Raw genomic sequence first — 14728 nt, 5'->3', positions numbered from 1 at the left:
CCCCAATCCCCAATCCCCAATGTAACGATTTGTCTAGCAGTTTCAGAGCGGATTTAGCATTTATGTAACATTAAATTAACGATAAAGATAAAGGAATTAATTCATGCCCTATACCAATGAAGAAGGCGGCCTTCTGAATAATTTTGCCCGGGAACCAAAGATTTATCAAGCAGAACCTCCCACAGAAGGGCAAAAACGAACTTATCTCATACTAGGAATCGCCGCTACAGCTTTGGTTGTCGCCTTGATTCTAGTCGCCTTCTTCGTTTCTAAGAGCAGTTGATCGTAAAATATTTTCAGAAAACTTCATCTTCTTTATAGTTTTTCAGGTTCCGATTTAAATAGGGGCCTGCTTTTTTATTTTTTGTTAAAATTGAACTGGCAATTAAAGTATAATTATATACTTATTTGTTTATATTTATAAAGGCTTAATTTATCCTGAGCAGCACAATATCTATTTAAAAATGATTTCTATCATGAGTTTAGCCCACTTGGATGCACCCAGAACGGTGATATATACTTTGTTTTGGCTCTTTAAGCGTGAATGATACTGCATACAACAATAATTCAACTTGGAATCGGCAAGTATACCACCGCCTGAAACTTGCCTTAAGTCTTGGCTTGCGACGACAACTTTTTTTAGCTGTATGTGATAATTTACACTTAAGAAATCAAGTGGCAGCCCGTCTGCATTCTACATTGGCTTATCCTGTTGGACAGGTGCTATATCGGTCATCAAATGCTCAGGAAAATAGCACTCCAGCCTATCCGCGATTAGTTACGTTACGTTTGAATTTAAACGACCCCAATCCCATAGTCCAGATAAATCAATGGTTGGCAAATTATCCACCGCCAATTGTTGGGGCATCAAAAGATACCCCTGGAAGACCTTTTCCAGTCCCAGCATTTCAGATTGTAGGTGTGGAGCATCTCACCAAGCAACCAGTCGCAACACAGCGTTTATTTTTACACTATCTTCGTTTAAGCGAACAATATTTTTCTACCCAAGAATCCAGCCGATTCCTAGAATCTAACTTGCTGTTGTGGATACCGCGCCCTTGGTTATCTGCCATCAAGCAATCAGCACCACAGTTTTGGCGTTGCCGGACTGGCGTATTTGTATTTGCTGGAGAACCCACACCAGCAACTCAAGCAGGCTATCCAGAACGTTTTTCACGTTCTGGAAGCTTGGATTTAGAGAATATTGAGCAGTCGATTATAGATGAATCAGTTAGCCAAGAAGAACTCAGAACGGTAGCCACCGAGTTCAAGTTTGAAAATAATTCCGATTTCCCAGCAGAAATACAAGAGAATGGCGTACATAAAGCCCAGGAAGCTACGCCACAACAGCAGGAATTTACTAATAGGTCTGGTAGTGGTAATGATAATCAATCGCTGTCATCTTTATCTTATGTTAGTAGCGAGTTAACAGAACTAGTAATAGCAACAATCAACACAAACTCTGCTCAAAATACTGAAGATTACTTACAACCGCAGCAGATTTTGCTGGAGATTGAAGAATTACACGAAAACCAAGTTCCAGGGGAGATACTAGCAGAAGCTTATCATCGCTTGGGTACTTTATACCGCCTTCGCATTGAGCAAGGAGATTCAACTCTAGAAAACCTGATGGTGGCAATTATTGCCTATCAGGAGGCAATTAGCTATGACGAAACTTCATCGCAACTTCCAGATATCTTGAATGATTTGGGCACACTCTACTGGATGCTATACCGCACACCACCCAATTCTGAGGAAGGGCAAACTTATATAGAGCAGGCGATAGAATTTTATCAATTGGCGTTAAAGATGATGTCACCTCAGACACATTCAGAAACTTACGCTCGTGTGCAAAATAATTTGGGGACAGCTTATGGTGATTTAGCTCGTTTTTCTCACCCATCTGAAAATTGGCAGCAAGCAATTTTAGCTTACAGTGAAGCACTCAGCTACCGTACAGCCGAGATGGATTCATTAAAGTATGCGGCTTGCCAGAACAATTTAGGTACTGCTTACTGGCATCTAGGGCAATACAATCAACCAATTGTGCATTTAAAGAAAGCGATCGCAGCTTACAACGAAGCACTTATACACTACAACCCCGAAGAAGAACCGCTTAAGTATGGCATGATTCAAAATAATATCGGTACTGCTTGTTGGAATCTGGCACAATACGAACAACCTGCCCAAAATCTCCAGCTAGCGATTAATGTCTATAGTGAAGCTCTCAAATATCGCACTCCAGCTAATGTTCCTAGTGCCTGCGCCGCTACACAAAATAATCTGGGTACTGCCTACTGGCATTTAGCAAACCTATCTCAGACAACTAAACAGGCACGGCAAAACTACCTACAACTATGCATCAGCGCTTACGAAGAGGCCATAGACTTGGCTCACTCATTGAGCGATACTCTTTTAAGTTTCGATTTGCTTGCCTCTTATAATAACCTGGGACTAGCACATTATCAGCTAGTAATAGATAAGTCATTTAATGGTGACAAAGCAACACGTTCTCAACACCTAGAAGTAGCATTAGAAAACCATTTAAAAGCCTTAAAAGGATTAAGCAAACAACCCGAAGCTTATCAAACAACTTTTACTTATGTGGTAAAAACTATTCGCGCTTTTCATAATGAATTAGGGATACAGGGACAAAATCTGGCTTTATCTAAAATTCCTAGTCAGTTGTTGCCAGAGATTTTGTCAAAGTTATAAGAAAAACGCTGAAAACTCTTGAAAAATAACTTGATATAAACTTGACAATTAGTCAGGGCATCAATTAAAGTAGCCATGTCTACAACGGGCTACAATACTGCTCGGTTAAGCATTTTTAACTCGGAATCGGGTTTGGGGAAAAGGGTAAAGGGTAAGGGTTAAAGGTTTTTTCTTTCCCTTTTCCCTTTCCCCTTTTCCCCTTAACCGAGAAGTATTGCAACGGGCTACACCTACACAAATAGTTTTCTAATTATAAAATGGTAAAATATTTAAACAATTCATAAATTTAGCTTAATAAATATAAATTTATTGTTAAACAAACTTAAATAAGTATAAAGTCTTTATAAAAATTACAATAAGATATTGGCGTATTTTCAGTAAATTCACTAACGTAGACTAGACATCTAGTTGAAAAAAGCTCAAGGATGAGAATTGAAACCTAAGTTATGAAACTAAGTTTGATTTTTGCAACTGCTATATCTAGTTTTTTTGTGAGTGCAACCACAGGATTTAGTTTCTCTGGTCAAGCAGATGCTCTCACTTTTTCTGGTATCTCTAGTGGTACATGGGGAGAACCTACTCCAGGAAGCATCGATACCAATCCCGTATATACAGGTGTGGGAAGCAACACATTTACTTGGGGCGATGCTAATGTTTGTCCACCAAATCCAAGTACTCCTGGGTGTACAGTCACAGGCTCAAATAAACTTACCTTTAATGGAAGTTCATTTTCAGCAGACATCAACTCTGCATTCAAAATAGCTGATTTGACTTACTTTAATGGAACGGTACTCAAAGGTACAAGCGTTGAATTTGTACCTTTAAATCTCAATGTATCCTTCAACCCTCCCACTGGAATCAGCCAAGTTTTTAACTTCAAGTTGCATCTAGTAAATACACCTAATGACGCAACAGATGCTGAAGATAATGCAGACTTTGTATTCATAGACAAAAATTTGAGCGATCGCAGTTTCACCTTTGAAGGCAATAAATACACGCTTGAGCTAACTGGCTTTAATTCAGATATTCCCCAGATAAGTGTTAAGGCTCTTGAAGGAGGCACAAGTAGAACAGCTATTTATGCCGAAATCAAACCCATACCCGAACCTGCAATGATAGCGGGTATATCACTGCTAGGGATATATCTGATATCTCGGAGAAAATTCTGGGAGAATAAATACTAAGAGCTTTAGCGGTTAGAACAGTTGCTTCTGTTCGCCTTTAAAGATGTAATTAAACTAGGAAATTTTTCGGCTTCAATATGAGCTTTATAGCGGTTATCATCTTTGCGGGAAACTCGACGAAGTAGTACGCTAATTTACTCAAGTTAGATCGCTTTTTGTGTATAATACAAAATTAAAACCCGCGCTAGCGGGTTTTGTTTATATGGTCGTCCGACTTCTAATTGCCAAGACATAATTTGAATTTGGCTAGTTGCGATCGCTTGACCTTGACCGAGGTATCAATAATCCAATATACGTACCGACAGCAAATTTTGTTAAATCGAGAAATGGAGGGCGACTCTTTTCATCGATAATTGCAAGAGTGAGAGAACCAATCACCATAATCAGCGTTACAACAGCCAGCACTTCATCTCTTGAAGGAAATTTCTTAGATAACATTGACCCACTCCCAAATCGTTTGAATCACTACATCCCTAGCTTTACAGGCGGGTGGTTGTTGTAGGCTTAAATATAGGCTTGTGATATGAGTGAGTTGTGTAAGTAGGTGGGTGAGAAAATTTATAACTATGTCATTGCGAACGCAACGAAGTGGAGTGAAGCAATCACAAGGTTTTCACCGCTTTTACTTTTCGTTACATAGTTATATTTATTTGTGCCTGCCTACTTATGCGATGAGGATGAATTGCCAAATAGACAGTTAGAATCAGCAAAAGTCTAGTGGTTAGGTTATGTCCCTACTATTGATAGCCTTCTAACCCCAACTCATGCTTTTGCACCTGATTTTAGTCTTGACCTTTCTTTGGTCAATGACTTGAATCTTGTACGTCCTCACAGTTGTCATCACCTTGACCTTAATTCAATATCTGACTACCAGTTGCAGAAAGCGCTCCAACCACCGTTAAGAAAGCGAAAATATTTTCCAAGTCCTAGCAAATCAATCTAGAATATAAATACAGAGTTCGCAGTTAGCCCATTCGCCTCTATTCAATGGCTTAGATATGTGGACATAAGTAATAAAACAGCATTTGGGAACAAAACGATCCCCATTTACGTCGCATAAATGTCTTGCCTCTGATTTGAGTGACGCACATTAGCAGGATACAAGTTATGAGGTGCGATCGCGCAGACTCCCATCATAATAAGTACTTTTATCTTCGGAATACGCTTATAGACAGGTTCAAAAACAGTCAGAAACAAACTCAGTAAATCACCGTCATTACACATATCACACACACAAAGGAAAACCCTCTTATGACTCGCCTACATCAATGGAAATCTGGAACTGCTGCACTTATGGCAATCGCCGTTACCACAAGCATCATTAGCCCTCTATTCAGCTTTGCTCCTGCAAATGCACAATACAACAGAACTAGTCAATATGGAAACGTTACCATTCCATCTGGGGTAAATTTTCCTGTCACCTACGATAAAGAGACAATTACTATTGCTCCTGGGGAAAGTAAATCTATAACCTTGAGAATAGCCAATGACATTATCGACAAAAATAGAAATGTCTTAATTCCTGCTGGAACTAAAGTAAATGGACGGCTAGAATCTGTTGACTTAGATAATTATTCAAGAAATACAGATGATAACCAAGGAAAAGGCGTGCGGTTTATCGCTCAGGAATTAGAATTTTCTAATGGTCAGCGTCAGTCGATTAATGCAAGTTCTCGGACATATACCACAACTCAAAGAGTTTCACAGGGGCCTAGCACCAGTCAAGTTTTAACTGACGCAGCTATTGGTGGAGGTGCTGGTCTTTTAGGTTCACTAATTACTGGTAACAACAGAATTGACGACTTAAAACCTGTTCTTGGTGCAGCTGCGGGTGCGGGTGCGAGTGTCCTGTTGCGGAAAAAAGAAGTAAATGCGTTTGTCATCAGACCCGCACAAGATTTAAGGCTCACACTGAATTCTAATTTGAATTTAGTACCACAATCCCGCTACTAGATTTAACTCTATTCAAGTCGTGAGTTTAATCATCCATGATTTGCGATCGCCACTTTAAATATAGTGTGCGATCGCATTCATTTTTAGACCTAAAAAAATTTATTTAACAGCAACTACTATACCTCTATATCGTCTTAATCAGTATCGATACTTATTGAATTACGTTATCAAAAGAGCTAAAAAAATCGGCTTTATTTTATTCTCTATCTAAAAGAGTATTCAAAATTACGTAATATCCTGATACTTTTTGTTAAGTAGTAGTGATAAAGGAGCCTTTTCTTGTGGCGATTCAAGGTTTTAGTTTAAGCACATATCTTGCAATTCCCGTGGTGTTAAGTCTTTTGGCTCAGGGAGAAAAGATAAAAGCATCTTTAGTTGAAAACGTCCGTCAGATATCCACTAACAAGGAAATGAGCCTATCTAGCCGCGAGCTAATTAGCGCGAATTCAACACCGAAAACATACTACGTTAGTGGTACTGGAAACGACAAAAATAGCGGACTTTCTACTTCATCCGCATTTAGGACAATTCAAAAGGCAGCAGACCTTACCAACCCTGGTGATACAGTATTGATTATGAACGGGGTATACACAAATATACCCAATACTGGAAGTGTAGTAAGTATTAAACGTTCTGGAACTGCAAATGCATGGATTAGGTATAAAGCATATCCTGGACATTTCCCAAAAATTCAGCACAATACATGGAACGGGATTGTAATTTCAAATGGAGCTTCATATATCGAGATCAATGGATTGGAGGTTGTTGGGAACAATGCCAACATAACCCTTGATTATGCGATGAGTGAGAAGACTAACAAACTAAACCCACTGACAAATGGAAACTGCATCAATATTGACGGACGAACCAGTGGTCATGTTCATCACATCCGTATTCTGAACAATAAAGTGCATGACTGTGGAGGAGCAGGTATTTCAGCGATTCAATCAGACTATGTGACAGTAGATAATAATGTGGTGTTCAATAATGCCTGGTATGGTGTTTATGGTTCTAGTGGTATTTCAATGTTGAATAGTTGGAATTTTGACAAAAACCAGGGATACAAGATGTTTATTACCAACAACAAGACTTACAACAATCGCATGTATATCCCTTGGATTGCAGTCGGAAAGATCACAGATGGTAATGGCATTATTCTCGATACTTTTAGAAACGATCAGAATAACTCAAAATTGGCTGCATATACAGGAAGGACTTTAGTTAAAAACAATCTTACATTTAATAATGGTGGTTCAGGTATTCATGCATTTTCAAGCGATCATGTTGATATTGTAAATAACACGGCTGTTTTAAATAATCAGACTCCAGAAAATAAAGGTGGGCAAATATTTGCTTATTCATCATCTGATGTCAAGATTCTAAATAACATTTTCTATGCTTTTCCTGGCAAAGATGTTAATAATAACACGAAAAATCAAAACGTTATTTACGATTATAATATCTATCTCAATACTTCTAAGATAAGTGTTAAAGGGCCTCACGATATTGTTGCAGACTCAGAGTTTTTGAGTAAGCATCCCACTCTTGAAAAAATATCTGATAATTGGAAATCGCAGCTAGATAAACAAAATCCGCCAAAGCGGACTTATGTAGAGTCTAAGTCGGCAGGTTTTGTTTGTGGATCGTTGACTTATAGCCTGCAAGGGAAACCCATCCAAGTGGGATGCTCTCCGCTATCTTTAGCTCAAACTGCTTTTTCTGATGTTTCATCTAACTATTGGGCGGCACAATTTATTCAACAATTGTCACAACGAGGTGTAATTGCCGGATTTCCTGATGGTAGCTTCCGCCCTGAAGAATCGGTCACACGCGCTCAATTTGCCGCTATGATCGACAAAGCTTTCCCAAAATCACAGCAGCGACAGGCGATCAATTTTGCTGACGTTCCCAGCAACTACTGGGCATCCAGTGCCATTCAGCAAGCCTATACCATTGGTTTCTTATCTGGATATCCCGGTAATCGCTTTGAGCCTAACCAAGCTATTCCCCGCCAGCAGGTTTTAGTTTCCCTCGCTAACGGTCTGAAACTTACTTCTGGTGGTAATACCGAAAGCACTCTGAAATATTTCAACGATGCCTCTAACATCGCTAGCTACGCTCGTAGCCCGATCGCAGCCGCAACTGAAAAGCAAATCGTTGTGAACTATCCTAATGTAAAGTCATTGAATCCAAGTGCAACGGCTACTCGCGCCCAGGTAGCAGCTTTTATCTACCAAGCATTGGTTAGTTCTAGCCAAGCCCCAGCAATTAACTCGCCCTATGTGGTGTCTAAACCTTAGCAATTAACTGCCTTATGTCGTGGCTGCTACTAGGTTTAACTGTATTCACGTCGTAACTTTAATCATCCCTGATATGCGATCGCCACTTTAACCCGGATTTCTCACCACACCTCTCAAAGCCCGTGCTTGTGCAGGGGAGCAGGGGAGCAGGGGAGAGTTCAATGTGCCAAGTTCAATCCCCTCTGCCCCTCTGCCCCTCTGCTCTATCAAACGCCTGAAGCTTGTGAGAAATACGGGTTTAACTATAGTGTGCGATCGCATTCATTTTTAACCCTAAAAATTAATTTGCCAGCAACTATTATACTTTTATATCGTCTTAATCAGTATCAATCTTTCTTGGAATACTTCTTTAATTAGGCTGACAGTTAATAGGGTAATTACACTACTCCTATTATCTGCTTCATTTGACATATATTTGGGAAAATTGACTGTATTACTAAAGTAATGGTTTTTACAAAACACAGAAAAAATTGGGAACCAAAGATATTAGCAATTGTCTAATTAATTAACAGTAAAAAAACTAATTGTCCCTGGAGTTAAAAATTAATGTTTACTTTAAATCGTTTGCAATCTGGAACAGCTGCACTCATGGCTTTGAGCATCACAGTCGGCACTGTAGCGCCTTTTATTACCGCTTCACCATCTTTAGCTCAAACCACTTTTTCTGATGTTTCATCTAACTATTGGGCGGCACAATTTATTCAACAATTGTCACAGCGAGGTGTAATTGCCGGATTTCCTGATGGTAGCTTCCGCCCCGAAGAAGCAGTGACACGCGCTCAATTTGCCGCGATGGTCAACAAAGCTTTCCAAAAATCACAGCAGCGATCGCCAATCAATTTCGCTGACGTACCTAGCAACTATTGGGCATCGAGTGCTATTCAGCAAGCCTATACCATTGGTTTCTTATCTGGATATCCTGGTAATCGCTTTGAGCCTAACCAAGCTATTCCCCGCCAGCAGGTTTTAGTTTCCCTCGCTAACGGTCTGGAATATAGTCCCAGTGGCAATACCGAAAGTACTCTGCAATACTTCAACGATGCCTCTAACATCGCTAGCTATGCCCGTAGCCCGATCGCAGCCGCAACTGAAAAGCAAATCGTTGTGAACTATCCTAATGTGAAGTTCCTGAATCCGACTGCAACCGCCACTCGCGCCCAGGTAGCAGCTTTTATCTACCAAGCATTGGTTAGTTCTAACCAAGCCTCAGCAATTAACTCGCCTTATGTCGTGGCTGTCGGGTCTACTACTCCAACACCTGTATCAGTCACAATTCCTCAAGGGACTGCTATCCCTGTAAAGTATGACAAGGCAGAAAAAATTCTGGTTACAAAGGATGAAACAGCGCCTTTAACATTGACAGTATCCCAAAATGTGGTGACACAAGACGGATCTGTAGTGATTCCGGCTGGTAGTCAAGTTATTGGTCAACTCAAACCTGCTACAGGCGGTTCTCAATTCGTTGCTGAAAAATTGGTTTTGACCAGTGGTCAAGAGTATCAACTTAACGCTACTTCTGAAGTGATTACCAAAACTGAAACCGTGAAGAAGGGTACTAGCATTGGTTCAATTATTAAGGATACTGTATTAGGCGCAGGTGCAGCGACTGCGGTATCTGCTGTAACTGGCGATCGCGCGATCGCCACAGAAGAAGTCTTGGGTGGCGCTGGTATCGGTGCGTTGGTTGGTCTGTTCTTCGGTAAGAATAGTGTTGATTTAGTGGCAATTGACCCAAATACTGATTTACAAATGACAATCAATCAAAACTTGTTGGTTTCACTAAGATAGTCATTAGTCATTAGTCATTAGTCATTGGTCATTGGTCATTAGTATTTATAAAGGAAAAATGACCAACTCTTAAGTTCAGTTATTAGCCATTATGACAAAGGACAAATGACTGACTAATTTTGAACTTCCGGCAACCAAATAATAAAAGTAGTCCCTGGTGCATGGGGTGAAGTTAGCTTAGAGTTGATTGCAGGGCTGAAAACCTCGATTTCGCCCTGCATTTGCTCTATTAATTGTTTAGCGATCGCTAACCCTAAACCTGTGCCAGGGATTTCTGTTTGCGCTTGTACACCCCGATAATGCCGTTCTCCAAGATGTTCTAAATCTTCGGGTGGAATACCAGGCCCGTTGTCACTGATGATAATTCCTTGAAAATTAGCTTTTTCTTGCCCCGCCTGAATCAAAATTTTGCCCCCAGTGGGAGTGTATTTCAAGGCATTATCGATGATGTTAGTTAAAACCTCTCGTAATGCTTTGATGTTGGCGCGTACTAAGGGTGAATTCTGTTGAATTTCAGTTATTATTTTTAGCTTTCGCTCTTGGGCGATTGCTTTAGCTGATATTAATAATGGTTCTAATATATCTGCTAACGAGCAGTCAACTGCTTTATCTCCCGTTCCTGGCAATAATAACGGCGGTTTAGCGGATTTTTGGATAGTTGCTTCCACAAATACTTCATGTTCGGGTAGATGTAGCGGTGCTAAATCTTCCTCTGTCAAGTCAATTACTTGATCGAATTGTTGCAGTAATTCTTGGAGGCGATCGCTTTCCCGCACGATACTATTTGCCACATCCCGGTTGGTGTCTCCCGGTCGGAGTCTCTTCAATAGCAGTTTACCAAAAGTCCGCAACGCTGTTAATGGGTTACGAAACTGATGCAATAGATTATCCAGCAAATCCCTCTGTTTTTCTTGGAGAATTTGTTGCTCGCGCAACTGATCCTCAAACCATGCCCGCCGTTGATCTAAGATACAAGCGATCGCTAATGTTTGGGCTATTCGTTGAATCTGACTTTCTTCATGTTCATTCCATGCCCGATCTTGCCTACCCGTCACCAGTAACCCCATCATCACACCCTCATAGACCAGAGGTAAAACAATTTGGTTGCCACTAAAGAGGTATTCCTCTTTTAGATGGGGTTGAGATGCCTCAGACTCCTGTGATGAGGTTGGAGATTCCGATCCTGCTGTCAATAACCTTCTGCGATCGTTGGGTAATATAAACACATTTCCAACTTGAAGTTGCTTGTGTACTTTTGTCTCAGCACTCTCTTCTCCTGGCGGTAATAATGCTGTTTCCGGGTAAATTACCACTGGAATCAGTTTGGCCTCACCAGAAGGAGTCTCTACCAATTCTTGTGTCAGGTACACAATACTTAAAGTTGCTCCCAGCCCTTGGGTTAGCAGCGCTATTTGCTCTCGACACAGAGCAATAAAATCGGAACTGGCAGACATTAACATTTTTTAGCTCTTGCTCAAGATTACAGATTTTGAGGCATGATGATAAGAGAGGATACTTAATTTTTACCTCACTCATTTGATAAAGCTTAACTAAAATCTTCTCAGTGATGGTTTGTTTGTACCAAGGGATTATATCTTTAGGTAATTTTGTTTTCTCTATTTTCAAAGATGTTAACTTTCTTGCATTAAAAGGTTAAAAACTATTGATATTTTGAACTAGAACTTATATAATGACGACGGATTTTGTAGCTAACACTACAATCTATAGCTTGAAAGAGGAGGACAATAGATTGGCAAGGAGACGCAAAAGGAAAAGTCGCCGTCGTCAAGAAGGACGGCGGATTCTGGAGCACGTGCCTCAATATAGCATCGAGAGCGGCGAAGAAAAACCTGTGACAGCAGCGAGAAGATTCATTCAAGCTGAAGGGATTTTGCCACCGGCGTTGCTACTCGTAAAGCGAAATGAACACACCACAGATCGTTATTTCTGGGCAGAAAAGGGACTGTTTGGTGCTCAATACGTAGAGGAAAACCATTTCTTGTTTCCTAGCTTGAGGGTATTAGAACCTTCGCCAAGTCAAGAAACTCTTGCCTTAGCTAGTCGGTAAAGCATAGACGGCCATCTGACGGATTGGATGTGGCTCCTGACTATCATTAACTAGCAAAATTGCTAAGTTTATGCAAAATTTAATTTTTTTTTAGTTTGGAGCTGATTTGCTTTTTAAGGCTAATCTAGGTAGTTGGAAAATCAACTAGTCTCAAACCAAGCAAGATTGCATGGGTTGATACTAATGTCATGATACAGAAGGGAGTGGGTATAGAGCCAAGCGCCTCCAAAAGCGCTAGTGAAGTTGTGTTCTAATGCCGTAAATTGTTAACCAAGCTCTGTCAACAAATTTAAGTTAATGAATTTAAATTTTTCCCCACGACATAAGTTGTGGGGAAAATTGACAAAGTAGAAGTCTTGATTTCCTCCTTCCTACTTTTCATTATCTAAAGATTAGATCGGGTCAGAAGTCTGCATATCACATTTAAAAAAACCAACAATTATTCACCAGCCTTAAGCTGTAGCGTCCTCTGTAACTCGCTGAGTTCATCTCGATGGGCAACTACAGTTATCTTGCTTGAGGAGGTTTGTTCGCTCTTAGTTGTTTCTACTTTGAGTGATACCTTCTCAAGTCTTCCAGATTTTTTCCAATAAAATAGACCACTTAAAGGCGACAGCAGTACCAGAGCCAGAACAAAGGTACTGAGGTTAGGAAAAAGCAGGTATACAACTAGCGATAGACAAACAATCCCAGTCGCTGCCAGCATAGTTAAAAATATAGCTAAGAACCAACTGGGGCGAACATTACCTTCAAAAGTCACTTTATTTTGTTCTCGGTCTAGCGCTGCCACTCGGTAAGACCGGGAGCGAAAATACTCTTTTAATTGAGACATTAAAGCAGCTTCGTCTTGCTCGGATACCAGTTGCACTGTTTGTATGCGGTCTTTAGTCGAGGCACGAATAAAGAAAAACAGTCCAACCGATAACAACAAGGTTAGCAGGAACGTAGATGGCAGAATAGCAGTATCCATAACTTATTGTTAGTGTTCGACTGGAGGAGACTTATCCATTATCAATTATTCGTTACTTTGTCCTCCTGTTGATGTAGTTAAGCCATTGAAAAGCTAAATCCTGCGCTTGAACTTGCCATTCTGGAGAAACTTGGTACATCCGTCTGGGCCGTCCTCGTCCTTCCAGTTTCTTCCAATATCCAGTGATTGCCTTTTCGTCTTCCAGAAATTTGATTGCACTATAAAGTACGGTATCCGAAAGCCGATAGGTTGGATATTCAGTTTCTAATTGCTCAATCAACTCGGTTCCGTAGGATTCACCTTGTAATAAAACAGACAGTATGTAACAAACTGCTACTTCCTGACAAAGGTAAGTTGGCGGAGGACTCTCAAAGAATTGATATATATCCTCTAGTTTCATGGTTAGTGAATGGCTAAAAAAATGCCTTAGGGTGAGGTCTACAATCCTTGTAGTCAGTATACAGTGCTACTGCTAAGTGAGTAACCTATATAATGCTACTTAGACTAGATATCCGTTGCGTAAACACAAAATGATTACCCACGTCTGTGAAGTTGTGGGACGAGTTTGCGAGTTTTAGGGATACAGGAAATGTCCCTTTACCCAAGCTCGATACAGTGTGGTGAGGAGTGAACAGAGAGTGGCAAAGTTACTCAGTTTGGTCAGATTACGGCAAGTGCCAAGCCCCCACCTAAAGGCGTGGGTTTTCTGACTGTCTTGGTGTTAAGTGATGCCGAGCTAGTTAGAACTGCTTAAGCAATAAAATGCCATCGAAGAAATTTTACAGGTAAAATGCAATTTTGTCTGTAAAACTTAATAAACACTTTGTTTTACAGTGATTTTCCCCATGCAAATCCGAAAAACTTAAGCTAAGGGATATGTCGGGTTTAAAGCTGCTATGGTCGCGAACATACTTAAGTAGTAAGCATTACTGATTTGCTGGACAAGAGAATCTCTTGTCCTATTAGATAAATGTGATAGTAAATTTATCAAATAGGATGCAAAGACTAGGAGACTAGAGACGCGAAGTGCGATACCTCTGAACAAAGTTCTCCATATCCCTATATCTTTGTATCCTTTAAAAGCGTCCCCAGCACATTGGCGATCATTATGTCACAGACTCCCGATGCTCCATCATCTTCATCTTCTTTGCGGGCAATTGCCCAAACCTTTCGCCTTACAGGTTGGATTAGCTTCTGGATTCAGCTAGTACTAGGCGTTGTTTCTAGCATAATTGTGTTGCTATTCGCCATCTTTAATCAAAGAACTGGTAGTTCTAGTAATAATCCTGGGACTGGTTTTGGCGTATTTTTAGCAATTTGTGGACTAGTTGTTTTGGGTGGTGGAATTTATTTAGCTTACCGTTACACTAGAATTGGCAAGCAATTGGAATCTTCCAATCCCAGTAACCGCCCTCGGAAAAGCGAGACAGTGCAAGTATTACGCTTAGGGCTGTGGGTGAATTTAGGGGGAACGCTGGTGACTCTTTTGGGGGCGCAAGCGATCGTGGGAACACTGGTAGCAAGATCGATATCTCCCCAAGCGATAACTACGCAATTTTTTGACCCTACCCGCATTATTAGCGGTCTAGATATGCTTGTGGTACAGGCAAATACCAACACCGTATCAGCCCATTTTGCAGGGGTTATAGCGTCACTTTGGCTACTCAATCGCATTAACCGACCTTAGTTATGAGTTTTGAGTGCTGAGTCTTCAGGAGTCAAAAGAAATTAATCATAATTTAATACTTAA

At 40.5% G+C, this 14728-nt stretch carries 11 protein-coding genes and 2 pseudogenes; 9 read left to right on the top strand and 4 right to left on the bottom strand.

Annotated features, from left to right (window positions below; genetic code table 11):
* The first annotated feature begins 103 nt into the window (after nt 1-103).
* The 3 genes from psb34 to CDG79_RS27070 all read left to right on the top strand — a co-directional run bounded on the left by psb34 (nt 104) and on the right by CDG79_RS27070 (nt 3899).
* On the top strand, nt 104-283 hold the full coding sequence (psb34, locus tag CDG79_RS27080) for a photosystem II assembly protein Psb34 (RefSeq protein ID WP_094344871.1): 180 nt from the start codon (nt 104-106) through the stop codon (nt 281-283).
* Nucleotides 284-540: 257 nt separating this feature from the next.
* Nucleotides 541-2715 carry a tetratricopeptide repeat protein gene (locus CDG79_RS27075; RefSeq protein WP_223278345.1) on the top strand — a complete coding sequence of 725 codons (2175 nt, stop codon included), beginning with the start codon at nt 541-543 and terminating at the stop codon, nt 2713-2715.
* Between the two features lie 446 nt (nt 2716-3161).
* Entirely contained in the window at nt 3162-3899 is a 738-nt protein-coding gene (locus tag CDG79_RS27070) for a choice-of-anchor K domain-containing protein (protein WP_094344869.1), read from the top strand.
* 246 nt (nt 3900-4145) lie between these two features.
* On the opposite strand, the gene CDG79_RS27065 is transcribed toward CDG79_RS27070, so the two are convergent.
* Entirely contained in the window at nt 4146-4337 is a 192-nt protein-coding gene (locus CDG79_RS27065) for a hypothetical protein (protein WP_094344868.1), read from the bottom strand.
* 813 nt (nt 4338-5150) lie between these two features.
* Here CDG79_RS27065 and CDG79_RS27060 point away from each other — a divergent pair.
* From CDG79_RS27060 to CDG79_RS27050, 4 genes and pseudogenes are all read left to right on the top strand, one after another.
* Nucleotides 5151-5852 (top strand): conjugal transfer protein TrbI, encoded by a 702-nt coding sequence (locus CDG79_RS27060; protein ID WP_094344867.1) that lies wholly within the window; start codon nt 5151-5153, stop codon nt 5850-5852.
* A 410-nt stretch (nt 5853-6262) separates the two neighbouring features.
* Nucleotides 6263-7258, top strand: a pseudogene (locus tag CDG79_RS45590) (right-handed parallel beta-helix repeat-containing protein); the annotation flags it as partial.
* 252 nt (nt 7259-7510) lie between these two features.
* Nucleotides 7511-8143 (top strand): annotated as a pseudogene (locus CDG79_RS42830) (S-layer homology domain-containing protein); the annotation flags it as partial.
* Nucleotides 8144-8698: 555 nt separating this feature from the next.
* Nucleotides 8699-9940 (top strand): S-layer homology domain-containing protein, encoded by a 1242-nt coding sequence (locus CDG79_RS27050; protein WP_094344866.1) that lies wholly within the window; start codon nt 8699-8701, stop codon nt 9938-9940.
* 113 nt (nt 9941-10053) lie between these two features.
* On the opposite strand, the gene CDG79_RS27045 is transcribed toward CDG79_RS27050, so the two are convergent.
* Nucleotides 10054-11400 (bottom strand): GAF domain-containing sensor histidine kinase, encoded by a 1347-nt coding sequence (locus CDG79_RS27045; protein ID WP_094344865.1) that lies wholly within the window; start codon nt 11398-11400, stop codon nt 10054-10056.
* A gap of 290 nt (nt 11401-11690) precedes the next feature.
* On the opposite strand from CDG79_RS27045, the gene CDG79_RS27040 reads away from it, so the two are divergent.
* Complete coding sequence (locus CDG79_RS27040; RefSeq protein WP_094329017.1) at nt 11691-12008, top strand: DUF3155 domain-containing protein; 318 nt, start codon at nt 11691-11693, stop codon at nt 12006-12008.
* Nucleotides 12009-12447: 439 nt separating this feature from the next.
* Here the strand turns inward: CDG79_RS27040 and CDG79_RS27035 are convergent, their stop codons facing one another.
* Both CDG79_RS27035 and CDG79_RS27030 read right to left on the bottom strand, forming a co-directional pair.
* Complete coding sequence (locus tag CDG79_RS27035; protein ID WP_094344864.1) at nt 12448-12978, bottom strand: cofactor assembly of complex C subunit B; 531 nt, start codon at nt 12976-12978, stop codon at nt 12448-12450.
* Nucleotides 12979-13030: 52 nt separating this feature from the next.
* Nucleotides 13031-13378, bottom strand: coding sequence for a PadR family transcriptional regulator (locus tag CDG79_RS27030; protein ID WP_094328993.1), 348 nt, complete (start codon nt 13376-13378; stop codon nt 13031-13033).
* A gap of 708 nt (nt 13379-14086) precedes the next feature.
* On the opposite strand from CDG79_RS27030, the gene CDG79_RS27025 reads away from it, so the two are divergent.
* Nucleotides 14087-14665 (top strand): DUF3611 family protein, encoded by a 579-nt coding sequence (locus CDG79_RS27025; RefSeq protein WP_094328992.1) that lies wholly within the window; start codon nt 14087-14089, stop codon nt 14663-14665.
* The last annotated feature ends 63 nt before the right edge of the window (nt 14666-14728 follow it).

The organism is Nostoc sp. 'Peltigera membranacea cyanobiont' 232 (genome assembly GCF_002245985.1).
Lineage (GTDB): Bacteria > Cyanobacteriota > Cyanobacteriia > Cyanobacteriales > Nostocaceae > Nostoc.
This window is presented reverse-complemented; position numbering and strand designations above follow the sequence as displayed.

Bases quoted from the DNA above. Each gene is read 5' to 3' on its own strand.
- CDG79_RS27035 (WP_094344864.1), bottom strand. From the start codon at position 12,978: ATGGATACTGCTATTCTGCCATCTACGTTCCTGCTAACCTTGTTGTTA.
- CDG79_RS27050 (WP_094344866.1), top strand. From the start codon at position 8,699: ATGTTTACTTTAAATCGTTTGCAATCTGGAACAGCTGCACTCATGGCT.
- CDG79_RS27030 (WP_094328993.1), bottom strand. From the start codon at position 13,378: ATGAAACTAGAGGATATATATCAATTCTTTGAGAGTCCTCCGCCAACT.
- CDG79_RS27060 (WP_094344867.1), top strand. From the start codon at position 5,151: ATGACTCGCCTACATCAATGGAAATCTGGAACTGCTGCACTTATGGCA.
- CDG79_RS27065 (WP_094344868.1), bottom strand. From the start codon at position 4,337: ATGTTATCTAAGAAATTTCCTTCAAGAGATGAAGTGCTGGCTGTTGTA.
- CDG79_RS27025 (WP_094328992.1), top strand. From the start codon at position 14,087: ATGTCACAGACTCCCGATGCTCCATCATCTTCATCTTCTTTGCGGGCA.
- CDG79_RS27070 (WP_094344869.1), top strand. From the start codon at position 3,162: ATGAAACTAAGTTTGATTTTTGCAACTGCTATATCTAGTTTTTTTGTG.
- psb34 (WP_094344871.1), top strand. From the start codon at position 104: ATGCCCTATACCAATGAAGAAGGCGGCCTTCTGAATAATTTTGCCCGG.
- CDG79_RS27045 (WP_094344865.1), bottom strand. From the start codon at position 11,400: ATGTTAATGTCTGCCAGTTCCGATTTTATTGCTCTGTGTCGAGAGCAA.